At 71.0% G+C, this 18,871-nt stretch carries 20 protein-coding genes and 1 pseudogene; 11 read left to right on the top strand and 10 right to left on the bottom strand.

Going from position 1 to position 18,871, the window contains the following annotated elements; all coding sequences use genetic code 11:
• From GRC12_RS27390 to GRC12_RS27375, 4 genes and pseudogenes are all read right to left on the bottom strand, one after another.
• Positions 1 to 221 (bottom strand): annotated as a pseudogene (locus GRC12_RS27390) (hypothetical protein); the annotation flags it as partial.
• Positions 221 to 883 (bottom strand): SigE family RNA polymerase sigma factor, encoded by a 663-nt coding sequence (locus GRC12_RS27385; protein ID WP_208782048.1) that lies wholly within the window; start codon positions 881 to 883, stop codon positions 221 to 223. The gene GRC12_RS27385 and the pseudogene GRC12_RS27390, both read right to left, overlap by 1 nt.
• 51 nt (positions 884 to 934) lie before the next feature.
• Positions 935 to 2,428, bottom strand: coding sequence for a DHA2 family efflux MFS transporter permease subunit (locus tag GRC12_RS27380; protein ID WP_208782047.1), 1,494 nt, complete (start codon positions 2,426 to 2,428; stop codon positions 935 to 937).
• A gap of 116 nt (positions 2,429 to 2,544) precedes the next feature.
• Entirely contained in the window at positions 2,545 to 3,750 is a 1,206-nt protein-coding gene (locus tag GRC12_RS27375) for a lipid-transfer protein (RefSeq protein ID WP_208782046.1), read from the bottom strand.
• A 160-nt stretch (positions 3,751 to 3,910) separates the two neighbouring features.
• Between GRC12_RS27375 and GRC12_RS27370 the strand changes: the two genes are divergently transcribed.
• From GRC12_RS27370 to GRC12_RS27335, 8 genes are all read left to right on the top strand, one after another.
• Positions 3,911 to 5,644 carry an MFS transporter gene (locus GRC12_RS27370; RefSeq protein ID WP_208782045.1) on the top strand — a complete coding sequence of 578 codons (1,734 nt, stop codon included), beginning with the start codon at positions 3,911 to 3,913 and terminating at the stop codon, positions 5,642 to 5,644.
• Positions 5,645 to 5,831: 187 nt separating this feature from the next.
• Positions 5,832 to 6,482 carry a class I SAM-dependent methyltransferase gene (locus GRC12_RS27365; RefSeq protein ID WP_208782044.1) on the top strand — a complete coding sequence of 217 codons (651 nt, stop codon included), beginning with the start codon at positions 5,832 to 5,834 and terminating at the stop codon, positions 6,480 to 6,482.
• A gap of 65 nt (positions 6,483 to 6,547) precedes the next feature.
• A complete protein-coding gene (locus GRC12_RS27360; protein ID WP_208782043.1) occupies positions 6,548 to 6,781 on the top strand; it encodes a FitA-like ribbon-helix-helix domain-containing protein in 234 nt (77 codons plus the stop codon).
• Positions 6,778 to 7,197, top strand: coding sequence for a type II toxin-antitoxin system VapC family toxin (locus GRC12_RS27355; RefSeq protein ID WP_208782042.1), 420 nt, complete (start codon positions 6,778 to 6,780; stop codon positions 7,195 to 7,197). The genes GRC12_RS27360 and GRC12_RS27355 overlap by 4 nt, the downstream gene beginning before the upstream one ends.
• Before the next feature lie 36 nt (positions 7,198 to 7,233).
• Complete coding sequence (locus tag GRC12_RS27350) at positions 7,234 to 8,220, top strand: N-acetylmuramoyl-L-alanine amidase (RefSeq protein WP_208782041.1); 987 nt, start codon at positions 7,234 to 7,236, stop codon at positions 8,218 to 8,220.
• Between the two features lie 88 nt (positions 8,221 to 8,308).
• The gene (locus tag GRC12_RS27345) at positions 8,309 to 9,088 is read left to right on the top strand and encodes a DUF5336 domain-containing protein (RefSeq protein ID WP_208782040.1); all 780 of its coding nucleotides are present in this window, start codon (positions 8,309 to 8,311) and stop codon (positions 9,086 to 9,088) included.
• A 108-nt stretch (positions 9,089 to 9,196) separates the two neighbouring features.
• On the top strand, positions 9,197 to 10,207 hold the full coding sequence (locus GRC12_RS27340; protein ID WP_208782039.1) for an LLM class F420-dependent oxidoreductase: 1,011 nt from the start codon (positions 9,197 to 9,199) through the stop codon (positions 10,205 to 10,207).
• A 58-nt stretch (positions 10,208 to 10,265) separates the two neighbouring features.
• The gene (locus GRC12_RS27335) at positions 10,266 to 10,553 is read left to right on the top strand and encodes a hypothetical protein (RefSeq protein WP_133041315.1); all 288 of its coding nucleotides are present in this window, start codon (positions 10,266 to 10,268) and stop codon (positions 10,551 to 10,553) included.
• A gap of 31 nt (positions 10,554 to 10,584) precedes the next feature.
• On the opposite strand, the gene GRC12_RS27330 is transcribed toward GRC12_RS27335, so the two are convergent.
• From GRC12_RS27330 to GRC12_RS27320, 3 genes are read right to left on the bottom strand one after another with little or no spacing between them, the layout of a single operon-like run.
• Entirely contained in the window at positions 10,585 to 11,655 is a 1,071-nt protein-coding gene (locus GRC12_RS27330) for a prenyltransferase/squalene oxidase repeat-containing protein (protein ID WP_208782038.1), read from the bottom strand.
• A complete protein-coding gene (locus tag GRC12_RS27325; protein ID WP_133041313.1) occupies positions 11,652 to 12,386 on the bottom strand; it encodes a class I SAM-dependent methyltransferase in 735 nt (244 codons plus the stop codon). The genes GRC12_RS27330 and GRC12_RS27325 overlap by 4 nt, the downstream gene beginning before the upstream one ends.
• Positions 12,380 to 13,831, bottom strand: a complete 1,452-nt coding sequence (locus GRC12_RS27320) for a glycosyltransferase family 4 protein (RefSeq protein ID WP_208782037.1) — start codon at positions 13,829 to 13,831, stop codon at positions 12,380 to 12,382. Before GRC12_RS27320 ends, GRC12_RS27325 begins: the two co-directional genes overlap by 7 nt.
• Positions 13,832 to 14,041: 210 nt before the next feature.
• Between GRC12_RS27320 and GRC12_RS27315 the strand changes: the two genes are divergently transcribed.
• A complete protein-coding gene (locus GRC12_RS27315; protein ID WP_208782036.1) occupies positions 14,042 to 14,671 on the top strand; it encodes a TetR family transcriptional regulator in 630 nt (209 codons plus the stop codon).
• Positions 14,672 to 14,698: 27 nt separating this feature from the next.
• Here the strand turns inward: GRC12_RS27315 and GRC12_RS27310 are convergent, their stop codons facing one another.
• A complete protein-coding gene (locus GRC12_RS27310) occupies positions 14,699 to 15,454 on the bottom strand; it encodes a helix-turn-helix domain-containing protein (RefSeq protein WP_208782035.1) in 756 nt (251 codons plus the stop codon).
• 86 nt (positions 15,455 to 15,540) lie between these two features.
• Here GRC12_RS27310 and GRC12_RS27305 point away from each other — a divergent pair, with 86 nt between their 5' ends.
• On the top strand, positions 15,541 to 16,506 hold the full coding sequence (locus GRC12_RS27305; protein WP_208782034.1) for an LLM class flavin-dependent oxidoreductase: 966 nt from the start codon (positions 15,541 to 15,543) through the stop codon (positions 16,504 to 16,506).
• A gap of 29 nt (positions 16,507 to 16,535) precedes the next feature.
• Here GRC12_RS27305 and GRC12_RS27300 read toward each other — a convergent pair whose 3' ends face one another.
• Together GRC12_RS27300 and GRC12_RS27295 are read right to left on the bottom strand one after the other, a co-directional pair.
• On the bottom strand, positions 16,536 to 16,811 hold the full coding sequence (locus GRC12_RS27300; protein WP_208782033.1) for a ferredoxin: 276 nt from the start codon (positions 16,809 to 16,811) through the stop codon (positions 16,536 to 16,538).
• Positions 16,812 to 16,815: 4 nt separating this feature from the next.
• Positions 16,816 to 18,273, bottom strand: coding sequence for an aldehyde dehydrogenase (locus GRC12_RS27295; protein ID WP_208782032.1), 1,458 nt, complete (start codon positions 18,271 to 18,273; stop codon positions 16,816 to 16,818).
• Positions 18,274 to 18,432: 159 nt separating this feature from the next.
• Here GRC12_RS27295 and GRC12_RS27290 point away from each other — a divergent pair.
• Positions 18,433 to 18,871: MBL fold metallo-hydrolase (locus GRC12_RS27290; protein ID WP_208782031.1), on the top strand; the 439-nt coding region annotated here is incomplete at its 3' end.

The following is an 18,871-nucleotide window of genomic DNA, read 5'->3' as shown; positions in this document are numbered from 1 at the left end:
CCGCCCGGCAGCCCCGTCAGCGCCACCGCGCCCGTCGTCCCGGCGAGCGCCAGTGCCGCACCCGCGGCCACCGCCCAGCGCCGGGTCCGGCGCCGTCGGCCACCGCGGATCACCGCCTGCGTGGGGGCTATACCGATCTCGACCCCGTCCGCCGCGTCGGCCAGCAGGAGGGCGATGTCCGTGTCCGTCATGTCGTGGCTCGCTTCCCGCTCCGCGCCCATCAGTTCCGCCCCCCGCTCGGGTCAGTCAAAAGAGGCCGCTCCTCATGGCCGGGCCGGGCCTCCACGGGGCCGGGCCGGGCCTCCACGGGGCCGGGCCGGGCCTCCACCGGGCCGAGCCGGGGCCCCACCGGGCGGGGTCGGGTCACCATGTCGGCCAGTCCCGGTATGGCACGGAGTTTCGCGAGCCCCTTGGCCGCGTTGCTCTTGACCGTGCCCACCGAGCAGCCCATCGCCTCGGCTGCCTGGGTCTCCGTCAGGTCCTCCCAGTAGCGCAGGACGACCGCCTCGCGCTGCCGGGCCGGCAACTCGGCCAGCGCCTTCAGCAGCACGCCCCGGTCGTCGGCCTGCGCCATGCGGTCACCGGTGTCGGCGACCTCGCGCACCAGCCCCGAGTCGTCCTTCGGCGCGAGGAACTCCCGCAGCCTTCTGCGGTGTTTGCGGTTGTGCGCGTTGATCATCACGCGCCGTACGTACGCCTCCGGATCGTCCGCCGAACCGACCTTGCGCCAGGCCACGTAGACCTGCTCGAACGTCGACTGGACCAGGTCCTCGGCGGCGTGTTGCTCCCCCGTGAGGAGAAATGCCGTCCGCATCAGCCGCGGCCAGCGGCCGATGAAAAAGCTCTGGAACTCCATGTCCCGAGCTTCCTTGCGATCCCCCATGGGCACCTCCTAGACATACAAAGGAGTCCATGGGCGGCCCGAACCGTTGCCTCACCCCGCCGAACTCTTCGAACCCGCCCCCGTTCCCGCTGTTCCCGTCGTTCCCGCCTTTCCTGCCGTTCCCGCCTTTTCCGATGCCATCCTCCGCGGCAGCCACACCAGCATCAGCGCCACCCCGGCGAGCAGCACCCCCGCCCCCGTACGGAACACCAGCGCGTAGCCGTCCGTCAGTGCCCCCGGTGTCCCACTGTCGCCGGTGCGCGCGGCCGCGATCGTCGACATCACCGCGAGCCCCAGTGAACCGCCCATCGTGCGGGAGGTGTTGATCAGCCCGGAGACCAGCCCGGCCTCCCCCGGCGCAGCCCCCGAAGTGGCGAGCGCGGCGAGCGGGGTCGCGGTCAGTCCGGCGCCCAGCATCATCAGGATCCCGGGGAACATGATCTCGGTCAGGTACGCGCCCCTCGGCGTCATCGCCGACTGCCAGGCGAAGCCCGCCACCGCGATCAGCGTCCCGAGCGCGGCCAGGTTCCGTGCGCCCAGCGCCGGCATGAACCGCGGCGCGAGCTTCGAGCCGAGCACGATCGCCAGGGAGCTCGGCACCAGCGCGAGCCCCGCCTCCAGCGGGGAGTAGCCGAGCACGTTCTGCGCGTACAGCGTCATGAAGTACCACATGCAGAACATCGCGAACCCGGTCAGGAACATGGACGCGTTCGCCGACGACACGGCCCGCACCCGGAACAGTCCGAGCGGCATCAGCGGGGCCGTCGTACGGGCCTCGACGAGCAGGAACACCGCGATCAGGGCCAGTCCGGCGACCAGCGGGAGCAGGGTCGCGGCGGCCGTCCAGCCCTTGGCCTCGGTCTGCGAGATGCCGTACGCGAGGGTCGCGAGCCCGGCCGTGACCAGGACCGCGCCCGGCAAATCCAGCCTGCGCCCGTCCCCGTTGCGGCTCTCCGCGAGCCAGCGCAGGGAACCGGCCAGCACCACGGCGCCGACCGGCACGTTGATCAGCAGCACCCACCGCCACGACAGCCCGTCCACCAGCGCACCGCCGACCAGCCCGCCCGCGGCGCCGCCGCCCGCGCCCACCGCGCTCCAGGTCGCGATCGCCCGCATCCGCGCCGCTCCCTCCGGCACGGCGGAGGTGAGGATCGTCAGCGTCGAGGGCGCGAGCACCGCGGCCCCCAGCCCCTGCACGGCCCGTGCGATCAGCAGCTCGCCGCCCTGCTGTGCGAGCCCGCCGCCGAGCGAGGCCAGCGTGAAAAGGCCCAGCCCGACCAGGAACATCCGCTTGCGCCCGTACAGGTCCCCCGCGCGTCCGCCGAGCAGCATGAACCCGGCGAAGGCGATCGCGTACGCGTTCACCACCCACTGCAGACCCTGCGCGCTCAGCCCCAGGTCGGCGCGCATGGACGGCAGCGCCACATTGACGACCGACACGTCCAGCACGACCAAGAACTGCCCGGCGCAGGCGAGCGCCACCACCAGCCAGGTGGGGGAGACGGTACGGGGCGGGGTCCGGGTGACGTCAGCGGCTTCCAGCATGCCTGTCATGTTCCCAACCCGGTTACACCCCTTGCATCAGGATTTCGCCCCACCCACCCCTCGGCCGCCAGACCTAGGCCCTGGCTCACCTATGGACCACGCGACGGATTACTCGTTCAGGCCCCCGCCGCAGGCCCGGTCGTGCGGAGCAGTGTCACCACCGCCGCCCCGCCCAGTCCGATGTTGTGCGCGAGCCCCACTCGCGCGCCCGGGACCTGCCGCTCCCCCGTCTCGCCCCTCACCTGCCAGACCAGTTCCGCAACTTGGGCGATGCCGGTCGCGCCCAGCGGGTGTCCCTTGGAGATCAGGCCGCCGGACGGGTTCACCACCCAGCGGCCGCCGTACGTGGTCGCCCCGGACTCGACGAGCTTGCCGGACTCCCCCTCCCCGCACATCCCGAGCGCCTCGTACGTCAGCAGTTCGTTGACGGAGAAGCAGTCGTGCAGCTCGATGACGTCGACGTCCTCGATGCCGAGCCCGGACCGCTCGTACACCTGCCGGGCCGCCTCCCGGGACATGGGCTGTCCGACGACGTCGATGCAGGAGCCGGAGGCGAAGGACTCCTCGGTGTCGGTGGTCATGGCCTGCGCGACGATCTCGACGAGGCCGGTGAGCCCCCGCCTGTCCGCGAACCGCTCCGACACCACCACGGCCGCGGCGGCGCCGTCCGAGGTCGGCGAGCACTGCAGCTTGGTGAGCGGGCGGTGCACGGTACGGGCGGCGAGGATGTCGGCCACCTCGTACACGTCCCGGAACTGCGCGTTCGGGTTGCGCGCCGAGTGCCGGTGGTTCTTGGCGGCCACGGCGGCGAGCTGCGCCTGAGTCGTGCCGTACTTCTCCATGTGCTCACGGGCCGCGTCGCCGAAGATCTGTGCGGTGGGCGGGGACATCTCGAAGCCGTGCCGGGCGGCCATGATCCCGTAGTGCCGGGCGACGGGGGAGGTCGAGAAGTCTCCGCCGTCGGCTCCCCCGCCCAGCGCGCCCTTCTTCATCTTCTCGAAGCCCAGCGCCAGTACGCAGTCCGCCGATCCGCCCTCGACCAGCTGCCGGGCGAGCATCAGGGCGGTGGAGCCGGTCGCGCAGTTGTTGTTGACGTTGTAGACCGGGACGCCCGTGAGACCCAGTTCATACGCGGCGCGCTGGCCGGCGGTGGAGGGCTGGAAGCAGTAGCCGACGGGAACCTGTTCCACCTCGTCGTACGAGATCCCCGCGTCCGCGAGAGCGGCCCCGCCCGCCTCCCGCACCATGTCCCAGTACTGCCAGTCACGGGTCTCGGGCTTCTCGAACTTGGTCATCCCGACCCCGGCCACATATGCCCTCATGGCGCGCGAGACTAGAACACGTTCCATTCCATGGCCAGAGCTGATGGCTGATCAGATTCCCATGACCGGGTCAAGAATTGATTAGAGGCTCGAAGCAACGGAATAGTTGCCCGTGCATACGAGGTTTACCCAGCACTTATCTCACTGGAGGCCTCACCCCATGACCCACACGACGAACGACCAGCCCGCCCGGAGAGCGAGCGGGACCGTGGTCCCCGTACTCGCCTTCGCGGGGATCGTTGTCGCGGTGATGCAGACCCTGCTCGTCCCGGTGATCAAGGACCTGCCGCAGCTGCTGGACACCGCGCCGAGCAACGCCACCTGGGTCCTGACCTCGACGCTGCTCTCCGGCGCCGTGGCCACCCCGATCATGGGCCGCCTCGGCGACCTGTACGGCAAGCGGCGCATGCTGATCCTCAGCATCGCCCTGATGGTGGTCGGCGCCCTGGTCAGCGCCTTCACCAGCACCCTGCTCCCGATGATCGTCGGCCGTACGCTCCAGGGCTTCGCGATGGGCGCCATCCCGCTCGGCATCGGCCTGATGCGGGACATGCTGCCCCGCGAGAAGCTCGGCTCCGCGATGGCGCTGATGAGCTCCTCGATCGGCGTCGGCGGCGGACTCGCCCTGCCGCTCGCCGCCCTGGTCGCCCAGCACGCCGACTGGCACGCCCTCTTCTACGGCGCCGCCGGCCTCGGCGTCCTCTCGATCGTCCTCACCCTCCTCGTCGTACCGGAGTCCCCGATGCGCGCCGAGGGCACCTTCGACGTCCTCGGCGCGATCGGCCTCTCGGCCGGCCTGGTCCTCTTCCTCCTGCCGATCACCAAGGGCAGCGACTGGGGCTGGACCTCCGGCACCACGCTCGGCATGTTCGCCGCGTCCGCGGTCGTCCTCGTCCTGTGGGGCCTGTTCGAGCTGCGCTCCGCCGCGCCCCTCGTCGACCTGCGCACCACCGCCCGCCCGGCGGTCCTCTTCACCAACCTGGCCTCGATCATGGTCGGTGTCTCCTTCTACGTCGTCTCGCTCGTCCTTCCCCAGCTGCTCCAGCTCCCGAAGGCGACGGGCTACGGCCTCGGCCAGTCGATGGTCGTCGCGGGTCTGCTGGTCGCCCCGCTGGGCCTGACGATGATGCTCACGGCCCCGGTCTACGCCCGCCTCTCGGCCAAGTACGGCCCCAAGGTCACCCTGATCCTCGGCATGCTCATCATCGCCATCGGCTACGGCGCGGGGCTCGGCCTGATGAGCGCGGCCTGGCAGAGCCTGGTCATCTCGGTCGTCCTCGGCGCGGGCATCGGCCTCGCATACTCCTCGCTCCCCGCGCTGATCGTGGGGGCGGTCCCGGCCTCCGAGACCGGGGCGGCGAACGGCCTCAACACCCTGATGCGGTCCATCGGTACGTCCGTGTCGAGCGCCGTCATCGGGATGGTGCTGGCCAACACCGCGAAGAACGTCGGCGGGGTCGCGATACCGACCATGCACGGCTTCCGGGTGTCCTTCCTGATCGCGACCGGTGCGGTGGCGATCGGCCTGCTGATGGCCCTGTTCCTGCCCAAGCCGAACCGCGCCCCGCAACTGCGGGCCAGCAGCGAGGAGGAGGCCTCGCTGGAGCGGGCCGAGGAGGCGCTGCGGGGGTTCCGCGGGCGCGTCCTGGACGCCGAGGGTGCGCCGGTGGCTCGGGCCAAGGTGACGTTGATCGACCGGCGGGGGCGCCAGGCGGGGGCCGCGGTCTCCGACGAGGACGGGAGTTATGAGCTCGCGGTTCCGGCGGAGGGTACGTATGTGCTGGCCGCGCGGGCGTTCGGGCATGGGCCGCTTGCGTCTGCGGCGTCGCACTCCGGGGAGGAGCGGGCGGTGGATCTGGACCTGTCGTTGCCCGGGGAGGCCGTCACCGCGTAGAGCTCGGGGGGTTCTGCCGGTTGGCGGCTGACGTGCCGTCGTGGCTGGTCGCGCCCACGCGGCGGAGCCGCATATCGATACAGCCCCGCGCCCCTAGAGGGGCGCCTGCCGCACCCCCTGTCGAATGGTCGGCCGGGGGTGCGGCAGCATGGGGCCGCAGACGCCCGAACTGACTGGAGGGGACCCCATGACCTCGGCACCCAAGCCGGAGATTCTTGCCGCCTTTGAAGCGGCCAAGGGGTTCATGCCCGTGGGCGAAGGGTTGGCGTTGTACGCGGCGGCCGTCGAGGCGGGTTCCCTCGGACTTCCGCTGCTGGAAGTGGGCACGTACTGCGGCCGGTCCACCGTTCTCCTCGCCGACGCGGCCCGGCAGGCCGGGGTGACGGCCCTGACCCTGGACCATCACCGAGGCAGCGAGGAGCAGCAGCCCGGGTGGGAGTACCACGACCCGGAGACCGTCGACCCGGAGATCGGGCTGATGGACACGCTGCCGACGTTCCGGCGGACGCTGTACCGGGCCGGGCTGGAGGAGCATGTCGTGGCGCTGGTGGGGCGGTCGCCGCAGATCGCGCAGTTCTGGGGCACTCCCCTGGGGCTCGTCTTCATCGACGGGGGACACACCGACGAGCACGCCACCGCCGACTACGAGGGCTGGGCCCCGCATGTCGCCGAGGGCGGGCTGCTCCTCATCCACGACGTCTTCCCGGACCCCGAGGACGAGTTCACCGGGCAGGCCCCCTACCGCGTCTATCTCCGGGCCCTGGAGTCCGGCGCCTTCACGGAGGTGTCGGCGACGGACTCGTTGCGCGTGCTGCGGCGCACGGGGGCGGGGATCTGACGAGGGGCGACGCGTACACCATTCGGGTGACTGCAAAATGATGGCATCGACGATAAAATGCAGTCATGACGACTGCGTTCACCGTGCGGGACGTCCCCGATGACATCGCTCGCACCATAAAGATCCGCGCGGCCGAAGCCGGCCAGTCACTTCAGGGATACCTTCTGGGCCTCATACTCCGGGAGGCGTCCAAACCCAGTCTGGCCGAGATGGCCGCTCGCGCCGAGCGCTATGCGAGTGACGAGGTCGACCATGAGGACGTCCTTGCCGCTCTGGATGAAGGACGGCGGGGCCGTTGATCGTTGTCGACGCCTCCGCGGTCACGGAGTTCCTCACCTCCAACGGCGCGCTCGCCAGGCGCGTGCGCGAGCGGATCGCGAGCGAGGACGAGATCCACGTCCCGTATTTGATCGACACGGAGGTGGCCTCCTCGGTGATCGGCCTGGGCAAAGGCACCAGAGGCGGAAAGCCGAAGCTCGGCAAACCCGAGGTGGACCGTTACTTGAAGGAGTTCGCCGACCTGCCCCTGATTCGCCATCCCGCGCTCCCCCTCACGGCACGTGTGCGCACGCTGGCGGCGAACCTGTCGGTGTATGACGCGACTTACGTCGCCCTGGCCGAGGTTCTCGGTCTCACGCTGGTGACCACCGATTCCCGCATCAGGCGAGGCGTCGGACGGGTGGCCAAATGCGACATCGTCGACTTCGGCGCGTGAGCGGCAAGACCCCGGCCGCCCGCTAGGGTGGCAGGCGTGTCGTACGTAGGACCGGACTTCGATCCACCCCAGCCCCGCCGTCCCCGCCGCGGCCCCCTCACCGTCGCGCTCGCCGCGCTCGTGCCGGGCGCGTTGCTCGGGTGGCTCGTGTACGAGGCCGTGGGCGGGTCGGGCGACGACGGCAAGGGCTCGGACCAGGCGACGGTACGGTCGTCCACGGCGAGTACGTCCCCCAGTGCCAACGCTTCCTCACCCAGCGACGACGCCAAGCAGCCGGACAGCCCCAAGCCGACCTTGGTCTCCCCCACTTCCTCCGCGCCGACCGCTTCCGCGCCCGTCGCCTCCGGTTCCCTCAGGGGCAAGGTCATCGTGATCGACCCGGGCCACAACCCCGGCAACTTCCGGCACACGGCCGAGATCAGCCGCAAGGTGAACATCGGGACGAACTTCAAGGAGTGCGACACCACGGGTACCTCCACCAACGCGGGCTACACGGAGGCCCAGTTCACGCTGGACGTGTCGCACCGGCTGAAGGCGCTGCTGGAGAAGCAGGGCGCGACCGTGAAGCTGACCCATGACAACGGCTCGCCGTCCTGGGGCCCTTGCGTCGACCAGCGCGCCCGTATCGGCAACGACGCCCGCGCGGACGCGGCGATCTCCATCCACGCGGACGGCGCGGCGGCCGGTGACCGCGGTTTCCACGTCATCCTGCCGGGCATCGTGCACGCGGGCGCCGCCGACACCCGCGCCATCGTCGCCCCCTCCGCCGACCTCGGCGAGCGCGTCGCGGGCAACTTCGTACGCGTCACGGGCGAACCGCCGTCCAACTACATCGGCGACGGCACCGGTCTCGTCACGCGTAAGGACCTCGGCGGTCTCAATCTGTCAACGGTTCCCAAGGTGTTCATCGAGTGCGGCAACATGCGCGATAGCAAGGACGCGGCACTCCTCACCAGCGCCACCTGGCGACAGAAGGCCGCACAGGGAATCTCTGAGGGAATCGTGAGTTTCCTGCGCGGTTAGCGGCGGGCGGGCTGGTCCCGGCAGACACCCTGGTCGGGGGGACGATAGTGTCTACCGACGACGAGACGACTGATCCGAAGGACCTGAAGTGAATATCCGCTCCCTCACTCGAGGCGACGGCGTGGTGATCGGGGCAGCGGTGTTGCTGTTCATCGCGTCGTTCCTCAGCTTCTACACCGCTGACGGCATCAGCAGCGCTCCGAACGCCTGGGAGTACCTCGGCGATGCCATGGGTCTCTACGTGGGCGGGATCGCCGGCGCCGCCCTGGTCGTCGTCAGTCGTGCCCTGCCGCAGCCGCGCAAGGTCGCGGGCCTGGAGTTGGGCCAGGTGGGCGCCGCGTTCACGGTCCTGGCGGCTTGGGCCCTCTTCTGGAACCTCGTCGACGTCCCGAGCGCTCTGAACGCGGGCGCCGGCCTCATCCTCGGCTTCATCGCCGCCCTCGTCCTCGCCGGCGCCGCCATCGCCACCCCCCTCGTTCCCGCCCTGCAGGCGGCTCTCGTCCCGGCGCCCAAGCCGCAGGTGACGCAGCAGCCCTACGGGGCTCAGCCGCCCGGGGGTTACGGATATCCCGGCGGCCAGCAGGCGCAGTACGGCGGGCAGCCGCAGGCGGGGCAGCCCTATGGGGCCGCCGCCCAGCCGCAGCCGGCGCAGCCGCAGCCGCCGGCCGGGGAGTTCTCGCCGTTCTGGTTCGCCGTTCCGGTGCCGCGGCCGCTGTTCGCGGAGGACGGTTCGCCCACGCCGATCGCCGAACTCGCCCCGGGTACCTGGTACCTGGCCGTCGAGCAGCGCGGTCCCGCTCTGGTCGCGCAGACGCAGGACGGGCGGCGGGGCGTGCTGCAGGACATCTCCGGGATTCAGCGCGGCTGAGCCGCCTCGACGTCGTTCACGGCCTCTCGCCCTTCCGGGCGGGGGGCCGTTGTCGTACAGTCGCAGCCGCCGGTCCGGAAGCTGACGGACCGTCAGACAGGAGGCGTCATGCGACTCGGGCTCGCTCTCGGTTACTGGGGCCGTGGTCCCTCCGCCGATCATGTGCCGCTGGCCCAGGAGGCGGAACGGCTCGGGTACGACTCGGTGTGGACCGCCGAGTCGTGGGGGTCGGACGTCTTCACGCCGCTGACCTGGATCGCCGCGCAGACGTCAAGGATCAGGCTGGGGACGGCCGTTGCGCAGATGGCGGCCCGCTCGCCGACCACTACCGCGATGCACGCCCTCACCCTCGACCATCTCTCCGGCGGCCGGGTCCTGCTGGGGCTCGGGCTGTCGGGGCCGCAGGTGGTGGAGGGGTGGTACGGGCGGCCGTTCCCGAAGTCACCGCTGACCGCGACCCGGGAGTACGTGGACGTCGTACGGCAGGTGTTGCGGCGGGAGGGGCCGGTGGCGCTGGACGGGCGGTTCCACTCGCATCCGTACCGGGGGCAGGACGGGACCGGGCTGGGCAAGGCGCTGAAGCCGATCACGCATCCACTGCGGGCCGATCTGCCGATCCTGCTCGGGGCGGAGGGGCCGAAGAACGTCGCGCAGACGACGCGGATCGCCAACGGGTGGCTGCCGCTGTACTGGTCGCCGACCCGCCCCGAGGTGTACGAGGCCTCGCTGGCCGGCGCTCCGGAGGGGTTCCTCATCGCCCCGATGGCGCAGGTCCGCGTCTGTGACGACGTGCGCGAAGGGCTGTTGCCGGTGAAGACCATGCTCGGCTTCTACATCGGCGGGATGGGGCACGCGGCCAGGAACTTCCACGCCGATCTGATGGCGCGGATGGGGTACGAGGAGGAGGCGCGCCGGATTCAGGAGTTGTTCCTGACCGGGCGGCGCGAGGAGGCCGTGCTCGCCGTGCCGGACGCCTTCGCCGACGAGATCTCGCTGGTCGGCCCGCGGGAACGCATCGCCGAGCGGCTGGAGTTGTGGCGCAAGGGCCCGGTGACGGACCTGCTGGCCCTGGCTCCGGACCCGCATACGCTGCGGGTACTGGCGGAGCTGAACTCCTAGGCCGCCGCGCACGGAATCAGCCGGGTTTCAATCAAAATCCGGCGGCAATCCGCAAGGTATGTCTCGATACAGCAGCGGCAATCGAGCCGGGGCGGTCATAGCGATCGTCGCCGACATCATGGCCCTCATCCTGGGCCTGTGGATTCTGATGTACCTCCTGGACGCCAACCGCGCCAACGACCTGGTGCAGTTCGTCCACAACGCGGCCAACTGGCTGGCCGGCTGGTCCCGCGATCTCTTCACCTTCGACAAGGCCTGGGCCCGCGTCATCGCAGGCTACGGCCTCGCAGCAGTCGTCTACCTCTTCGTCGGCCACGCCATCGCAGGCCGCATGCAGCGCCACTGACGGCTCGGCTGAGGGCCCGCGACTCGGGCCCTCAGTCGCAGCAGTCCGTTTCCAGGCCCCTCGGCAAGTGGTCGCCGCCGAAGACCGCGCACGTGGCCTCGTGGCCGCCCAGGGCTGCGACGGCCAGGAGCAGGGAGCCGGCCGTCCAGGTGGTCAGTTCCTGGGGCCAGACGGCCTTGTCCTCGAAGACGTAGCCGGTCCAGTACAGGCCGCTCTCCGGGTCCCGCAGGTGCTGGATGGACTGGAGTACGTCCAGCGCCCGGTCGGACTCGCCCATCGCCCAGAGGGTGAGGGCGAGTTCGGCCGACTCGCCGCCCGTGACCCACGGGTTGGGGACGACGCAGCGCACCCCGAGTCCGGGCACGACGAAGCGCTCCCAGCCCTCCTCGATACGGGACTTGGCCTCGCTGCCGGTCAACGCGCCGCCCAGCACGGGGTAGTACCAGTCCATCGAGTAGCGGTCCTTGTCGAGGAACCGCTCCGGATGCCGGCGTATCGCGTGCCGCAGCAAGCCCACCGCCAACTCCCAGTCGGGCTGCGGCTCTTCACGCTGCTCGGCGATGGCGAGCGCGCAGCGCAGGGCGTGGTGGACGGAGGAGGAGCCGGTGAGGAGGGCGTCCGTGGTGGACGTGCCGTCGTCCTCGCCCTTCCAGCCGATCTGTCCGCCGGGCTGCTGGAGCCGCAGGACGTACTCGATCGCGGCGTAGACGGCCGGCCACATGCGGTCGAGGAAGGTGTCGTCGCCGGTGGAGAGGTAGTGGTGCCAGACCCCGACGGCGATGTAAGCGACGAAGTTGGTCTCGCGGCCGCGGTCGGTGACGTCGGTGAAGTCGCCGTCGGCGTAGGCCGCGTACCAGGAGCCGTCCTCGTTCTGGTGCCGGGCGAGCCACTCGTAGGCCCGCTCGGCGGCCTCGTGCTCACCGGCGGCGTCCAGCGCCATCGCGGCCTCGGTGTGGTCCCAGGGGTCCAGGTGGTGGCCCCGGAACCACGGGATCGCGCCGTCCTCCCTCTGCTGGGCGAGGATGCCGGCGACGGTCGCGGCGGCCTGCCCGGCGGTGAGGACCCCGGGCAGGACGAGGTGTTCTGTCCGGGGGGTGGTCACTTGGCGTCCACCGCCGGAAGGTGCGGCTTGGTCGCGTAGGCCACGAAGCTCTTGCCGATGAGCGGGTTCAGCGCCTGCTCGGCGACCCGGGTGGCCAGGGGTTTCTTCATGATGTCCCAGACCAGCAGCTTGTGGTACGCCTGCACCGGCAACGCCTTGTCGTTGTCGACGCCGAACGCGCACTTGAGCCACCAGTAGGGGCTGTGCAGGGCGTGCGCGTGGTGGGTGCCGTACGGCTCGAGCCCCGCTTCCCTGATCTTCGCGAGCAGTTCGTCCGCCTTGTAGATGCGGATGTGACCACCCTCGACCTCGTGGTAGGCGTCGGACAGGGCCCAGCAGACCTTCTCCGGGCCGTAGCGCGGGACGGTGATCGCGATGCGTCCGCCGGGCTTCAACACCCGTACCATCTCGGCGAGTACGCCCTTGTCGTCCGGGATGTGCTCCATGACCTCGGAGATGATCACGACGTCGAAGGACTCGTCGGGGAAGGGCAGGGCGAGGGCGTCGCCCTCCATGGCGGTGGCGGTGGCTCCGGCGGGGGCCTCGCCGGCCTCCTTCATCGCCGCGAACCACTTGGCGACCTCGCGGATCTCCTCGCCGTTCTGGTCGAGGGCCACGACCTGGGCGCCGCGCCGGTAGCACTCGAAGGCGTGCCGGCCGGCCCCGCAGCCGAGGTCGAGGACGCGGTCGCCCGGGGCGAGCGGGAACCGGGAGAAGTCGACGGTCAGCACGTGGCCCTGCTTTCGGAGTCTGCGTGGGGTTCGAGGGTGGGGGTGGTCTCCGTCGCGGCCGCTGGTCTCGCCGCGACTGCTGGTACGGACGCGGTCGTGCCCGCCGGGGGTTGAGCGGCGGTCCTCGCCCCGGCCTGCGCGGCGCGCGGCCCGGCGATGGCGGCGCGGTAGTGGGCGACGGTGCCCTCGGCGGCCTTGGCCCAGGTGAACCGCGCCAGCACCCGCTCACGTCCGGCCCGGCCCAGCCGTACGCGCAGTTCGGCGTCGCCCAGCAGCCGGCTCAGCGCGGCCGCGAGCGCCCCCGGGTCCCCGGGCGGCACCGCGAGGCAGGTCTCGCCGTCGCGGCCGGCGACCTCGGGGATGGCGCCGCCGGTCGTGGCGACGAGCGGCGTCGCGGTCGCCATGGCTTCGGCGGCGGGCAGCGAGAAGCCCTCGTAGAGCGAGGGCACGCAGGCGACCTGGGCCGAGCGGACGAGGTCGACCAGTTCGGCGTCGGAGATGCCCTTGACGAACTCGACGGCGCGCTCGAGGCCGTAGCGCTCCATCGCCTGCGCGACGGGGCCCTCGGCGGGCCGTGTGCCGACGACGACGAGGTGGGCCTCGGGGTGCTCGGTGCGCACCTTGGCGAGCGCCTCGACGAGGAAGACGAGCCCCTTGAGCGGCACGTCCGCGCTGGACGTCGTCACGATCCGCCCCGGGACGACGGGCACCGACGCGTCGGGCGAGAACAGGTCGGTGTCCGCGCCGATGTGGACGACGTGCATACGGTCGTCCCGTACGCCGAGATGGTCGACGATCTCCTGGCGGGAGGTGCCGGAGACGGTGAGCACGGAGGGCAGCCGGCGGGCGACGCGCTTCTGCATGCGGGTGAAGGCGTACCAGCGCCGCTTGGACAGACGCTGGTGCCAGGTCTTGGCGGCGTCGAGCTCCAACTGCCGGTCGACGGTGATGGGGTGGTGGATGGTGGTGACGAGCGGCGCGCCGATGTCCCCCAACAGGCCGTAGCCGAGGGTCTGGTTGTCGTGCACGACGTCGAACTCGCCGCGCCGGGCGCGCAGATGGCGGCGGGCGCGCAGGGAGAACGTCAGCGGCTCGGGGAAGCCGCCGGTCCACATGGTGGCGACCTCCAGCGCGTCGATCCAGTCGCGGTACTCGTCGCGCTTCGGGGTGCGGAAGGGGTCGGGCGAGCGGTAGAGGTCCAGGCTCGGCAGCTCGGTCAGGGACAGGCCGTCGTAGCCCTCGTCGAGGACGGGGTAGGGCTGGGAACCGATGACCTCGACGCGGTGGCCGAGGCGGGCCAGTTCGCGCGAGAGATGGCGGACGTAGACGCCCTGGCCGCCGCAGAACGGGTTCCCTTTATACGTGAGGAGCGCGATGTGGAGCGGTCGCTCGCCGTCGGCGGCGGGATCCTCCTGGCGGCCCGCCTGACTGGCCTCAGCGGTCACTCTGGGCCCCCTTCTGCATGCATTGTCCCGCGAGATTACGCCGGGACGCTAATCTAGAACAAGTTTCAGACTTGATCGTCCAGGAGGCTCTGAATCTACCGGGCGGTAGGGGCACTGTGAGCAGTGGATCAGGTGATTCGCGCCACGACGCACACCCTGCCATGCTCGGTGCGATCACCAGCCCTCACCGAGTGTCACGGAACGGGATCCATGCCTGTGGAAGCCAAGCTCGAAGCGACCGGGCGCCCCGCCTCCCCGCCCCTCACGGAGCGGCAGGAGGCGCGCCGTCGCCGCATCCTGCACGCGAGCGCGCAGTTGGCCAGCCGGGGCGGTTTCGACGCGGTGCAGATGCGGGAGGTCGCCGAGTCCTCGCAGGTGGCGCTGGGCACGCTGTACCGCTACTTCCCGTCCAAGGTGCATCTGCTGGTGGCCACGATGCAGGACCAGTTGGAGCACATGCACGGCACGCTCCGCAAGAAGCCCCCGCAGGGCGAGACGGCGGCGGAGCGGGTCGCGGAGACCCTGATGCGGGCCTTCCGCGCCCTTCAGCGGGAGCCGCATCTGGCCGACGCGATGGTCCGCGCCCTGACCTTCGCCGACCGCAGCGTCAGCCCGGAGGTCGACCAGGTCTCCCGTCAGACCACGGTGATCATCCTCGACGCGATGGGCCAGGAGAACCCGACCTCCGAGCAGCTTTCCGCGGTCCGCGTCATCGAACACACCTGGCACTCGGCCCTGATCACCTGGCTGTCGGGCCGCGCCTCCATCGCCCAGGTGAAGATCGACATCGAAACGGTGTGCCGCCTGATCGACCTGACGGCTCCCCAGAACAAGCCCTGACCCTCCATCGGCGCCTTCCTCGGCCGACTACCTGGCCCCGGGCGCCTGGGCGGCGGCCGCTCGCAGTGCCTCGGCCGTCGCCGGGTCGGCCGGCAGGAACGCCTCCAGCTTCAGCTCGGAGAGGGTGACGTCGACGGCGGTGGCGAAGGTCGTGACGGTCGTCATCAGGTGCAGTTCGCCGTACGAGGAGGACAGACGCAGCGGTACCGCGAACCCGAGCTGCCCGGCCGAGGGCTCCAACTCAGGTACGTGCACGGCGAGTTCGGCACGTAGCTCCGGAAGATGGTCCAGCCGCACCAGGATGTGCCGTGCCCATTCGGCGAGGTTGCGGATGCGCGGAGCCATTCCGTCGGGGTGCAGCGCGAGACGGTAGGCGTTGGCTCCCGGGCCCAGCAGCTCGGGGGCCGCGCCTTCCGTGATCACACGGAAGGCGCGGTTGGCGGCGATCAGGTCACCCCGCCCCTCCACCACCAGCGCCGGATACGGCTCGTGCGCGCGCAGGATGTGCTCGATCGCGGTACGGGCGGGCGCCAGCACCGGGTCGTCCAGCGAACTCTCGGGATACGCGGGCGCGTAACCGGCGGCCAGCAGCAGCGCGTTGCGCTCCCGCAGCGGCAGCTCCAGCGACTCGGCCAGCCGCACGACCATGTTCCGCCCCGGCACCGATCTACCGGACTCGATGAAGCTGAGGTGCCGCTGGGTGGTTCCCGCCCGCAGCGCCAGGTCGAGCTGGCTGATACGACGACGGGCACGGCGTTCGCGCAGGGCGCTGGGGAAGTCCACGGCCCCGTTCTACCTGCGGTGCGGGGCGCCGGACCATTCCCCGCAGGGAATTGTCGCCGTGTCCACCGGTCGCGAGCATCGACGGCATGGACATCGGCGTACTGCTACCGACCGGGACCGCGCAGTGGGGCCCGGCCGACGACCCGCGCGAGCTGATCGCCTTCGGCCGCACGGCCGAGGCCGCGGGATTCTCCTCGCTCTTCGTCAACGACTCCCTGGTCAGCCCGCGGGTCGAGGCCCTGACCATGCTGGCCGCGCTCGCCCCGGTGACCGGGACGGTGAGCCTGGGCACGGCCGCCCTGCTGCCGTTCCTGCGCCGCCCGGTGCAGACGGCCCAGTCCCTGGCCTCGGTCGACCTGCTGTCCGGCGGCCGGCTCGTGGTGAGCGTCGGCGCGGGCTTCCCCGGCCGCTTCGGGCGCCCCCTCTACGCCCTGTCCGAGGTGCCGTGGCCGCGCCGGTTCACCCGCCTCGACGAGACCGTCGCCCTGTGGCGGGCCGTGTGGGCCGGCGCGGGCTCCTTCCACGGCGACCTGCTCGACTTCCCCGACCTCCCGCCCGCGACCAGACCGTCACGGCCCGGCGGCCCGCCCATCTGGCTCGGCGGCGCGACGCCCGCCGCCCTCGCCCGCACGGGCCGGATGTACGACGGCTGGCTGCCCTACCCACCCGACCCCGCCGACTACGCCGACGGTCTCCGGACGGTCCGCGACGCGGCGGCCGACGCGGGTCGCGCGGACCGGGCCATCACCCCCGCCCTCTTCATCACGGTCCGCGTCGACGACGACGCCCCAGCCGGAGACCGGGCCCTGGACGCCTACGCCCGGACCGTGTACGGCATGCCGCTCGAGGAACTCCGGAAGATCCAGGCCCTCGTCACAGGACCCGCCGACCACGTCCTCCAGCACCTGACACGGTACGTCGCCGCCGGCGCCCGGCACCTCGTCGTCCGCCTCGCCGCGCTGGACCTGCGCTCCCAGCACGAGCAGTTGGAACGGCTCGCGGCTCTCCTCCCCGCCGTACAGGCGGCTGCAGCACACAGGACGCCGACGTGAGGCACACCTGCCCGCGGCCCGAGGCCGCCCTACTCGTCCTCCGGTGGGAACACCGCCTCCCCGCTGTCCAGCAGCGTGATCTCGATCGCCTCCACGGGGCAGTTCTCGGCGGCGTCCAGGATGCGTTCGTTGGCGTCGGTCTCCGGGTCGACCGGGTGGGACTGCATGGCGGAGTCGAGGCGGAACGCGCCCGTCGCGCGGTGCACGCACTGGGCCGAGCCGATGCAGACGGAGCGGTCGACCTCGACGTGCCAGCGGTCGCCCGCCCCCACGCTCGAATGCGCCCGCGCGGGAGATGCCCCCATCGGCTCAGCCCTCCCAGCCGGCGGGGAGATGGATCATCTTGTGTTCGAGGTACTCGCCGTAGCCCTCGGGCCCGAACTCCCGCCCCAGACCGGAGTTCTTGTAGCCGCCGAAGGGGCCGAGCATGTCCAGGCTGAAGGTGTTCACGGAGTACGTGCCCGTACGGACCTGCTTCGCGACCTCGATCCCGTGCGCCACGTCGGCCGTCCACACGCTGCCGCTGAGCCCGTAGTCGGAGTCGTTGGCGATCTTCAGGGCCTCCGACTCGTCGCCGTAGGGCAGCAGGCAGATCACCGGGCCGAAGATCTCCTCCCGGGCGATCCGCATGGAGTTGTCGACGTCGCCGAACAACGTGGGTTCGACGTACCAGCCCTTGTCGAGCCCCGGCGGACGGCCCCCGCCGGTGAGGATCTTCGCGCCCTCTTCCTGTCCGATGCGGATGTAGTCGAGGTTGCGCTGCTGCTGGCGCCGGGCCACCAGGGGGCCGACCTGGGTCGCGGGGTCCAGCGGGTCGCCGACCACCAGCGCGCTCGCCGCCGCGGAGAAGGCCTCGGCGAACTCGTCGTAGCGGGAGCGCGGCAGCAGGATGCGGGTCTGGGCCACGCAGGCCTGGCCGTTGTTCATCCAGGCCGCCGGGACGACGCCGGCGACGGTGGTCGCCACGTCCGCGTCCGGTAGGACGACGGCGGCCGACTTGCCGCCCAACTCCAGTGTCACGCGGGTGAGATGCCGGGAGGCGACCTCCATCACGCGCTTGCCCGCGGCCACCGACCCGGTGAAGGCGACCTTGTCGATGTCCGGATGCCCGACGAGGTACTCGCTGACCTCGCGGTCGGCGGGCAGGATGGACAGGACGCCCTCCGGCAGCCCGGCCTCGCGGGTGATGTCGGCCAGGATGTACGCGTCCAGCGGCGACTCCGGCGAGGGCTTCAGTATCACCGTGCAGCCGGTCAGCAGCGCGGGCGCGAGTTTGGCGGCGGCGACGAACTGCGGGACGTTCCAGGGGACGACGGCGGCGACGACCCCGACCGGCTCCCGCCGCACGAGGATCTTCCCGAGGACACCGTCCCGCCTCTCCTCGTACGTGAAGTCGCGGGCGACCGTGATCGCCGCGTCCCAGACCATCATCGCGCCGAGCGCCTGGGCGAGGACGCTCCAGGAGTACGGCGACCCGTTCTCGGAGGAGATCACCCGGGCGAGTTCCTCGTGGCGGACCGCGATCGCGTCCTTGATCCGGGTGACGACCTCGATCCGCTCGTCCAAGGACATCCGTGGCCAGGGCCCCTCGTCGAAGGCCCTCCGCGCCACGCCGACGGCCCGGTCGACGTCCTCCCGGGAGGCGTGCGGCACCCGCCCGATGACCTCCTCGGTGTGCGGCGAGATCACCTCGATGACGTCCCCGCCCAGGGGATCGGTCAGTTCGCCGCCGATGAACAGCTGTCCGTGTTCCACGAGCTCGGCCATCGCCACTGCCCTCGTTTCTGACGGTGTTTCAGAAACTGATACCAGTTCCCCTTCAACTAGGCCAGACCTCCTTCGCAGGGTCGTGGGCGTTGCCGCGCTTCGGGTCATTGTGAAACGGGTTCTAGTTATAGTGGGCGGTGGCCGTGGAGCGGAGGGTGGATGGTGGAGACGTTCGATCATGGTGGGGGTGTGCGGTCCGTTCGGGTGCCCATCCCGGACAATCCCCTCGGCCACACGCTGGTCTATGTCGTCGACACCGACCGCGGGCCGGTGCTGGTCGACACCGGCTGGGACGATCCCGCGTCATGGGACACGCTTGTTCAGGGGCTCGTCGACTGCGGGACGACGGTCGAGGACATCCACGGGGTCGTGATCACCCATCACCACCCCGATCACCACGGCCTGTCGGGCAAGGTGCGGGAAGCATCCGGCGCGTGGGTCGCGATGCACGCGGCGGACACCGCGATCGTGCGGCGCACCCGGGAGACCCAGCCCGGGCGGTGGTTCTCGTACATGTCCGCCAAGTTGACGGCGGCCGGGGCGCCGGAGGAACACGTGGCGCCGCTGCGCACGCCCCGCCCCCGCACCACCCTGCCCC

The sequence above is a fragment of the Streptomyces griseorubiginosus genome (assembly GCF_017614965.1).
Classification (GTDB): Bacteria; Actinomycetota; Actinomycetes; order Streptomycetales; family Streptomycetaceae; genus Streptomyces; species Streptomyces griseorubiginosus_B.
This window is presented reverse-complemented; position numbering and strand designations above follow the sequence as displayed.

What these genes read in the sequence shown, in the direction of transcription:
- GRC12_RS27335 (WP_133041315.1), top strand. Translation starts at nt 10,266, where the DNA reads ATGTCTCGATACAGCAGCGGCAATCGAGCCGGGGCGGTCATAGCGATC.
- GRC12_RS27315 (WP_208782036.1), top strand. Translation starts at nt 14,042, where the DNA reads ATGCCTGTGGAAGCCAAGCTCGAAGCGACCGGGCGCCCCGCCTCCCCG.
- GRC12_RS27295 (WP_208782032.1), bottom strand. Translation starts at nt 18,273, where the DNA reads ATGGCCGAGCTCGTGGAACACGGACAGCTGTTCATCGGCGGCGAACTG.
- GRC12_RS27385 (WP_208782048.1), bottom strand. Translation starts at nt 883, where the DNA reads ATGGGGGATCGCAAGGAAGCTCGGGACATGGAGTTCCAGAGCTTTTTC.
- GRC12_RS27375 (WP_208782046.1), bottom strand. Translation starts at nt 3,750, where the DNA reads ATGAGGGCATATGTGGCCGGGGTCGGGATGACCAAGTTCGAGAAGCCC.
- GRC12_RS27300 (WP_208782033.1), bottom strand. Translation starts at nt 16,811, where the DNA reads ATGGGGGCATCTCCCGCGCGGGCGCATTCGAGCGTGGGGGCGGGCGAC.
- GRC12_RS27370 (WP_208782045.1), top strand. Translation starts at nt 3,911, where the DNA reads ATGACCCACACGACGAACGACCAGCCCGCCCGGAGAGCGAGCGGGACC.
- GRC12_RS27365 (WP_208782044.1), top strand. Translation starts at nt 5,832, where the DNA reads ATGACCTCGGCACCCAAGCCGGAGATTCTTGCCGCCTTTGAAGCGGCC.
- GRC12_RS27380 (WP_208782047.1), bottom strand. Translation starts at nt 2,428, where the DNA reads ATGCTGGAAGCCGCTGACGTCACCCGGACCCCGCCCCGTACCGTCTCC.
- GRC12_RS27360 (WP_208782043.1), top strand. Translation starts at nt 6,548, where the DNA reads ATGACGACTGCGTTCACCGTGCGGGACGTCCCCGATGACATCGCTCGC.
- GRC12_RS27340 (WP_208782039.1), top strand. Translation starts at nt 9,197, where the DNA reads ATGCGACTCGGGCTCGCTCTCGGTTACTGGGGCCGTGGTCCCTCCGCC.
- GRC12_RS27305 (WP_208782034.1), top strand. Translation starts at nt 15,541, where the DNA reads ATGGACATCGGCGTACTGCTACCGACCGGGACCGCGCAGTGGGGCCCG.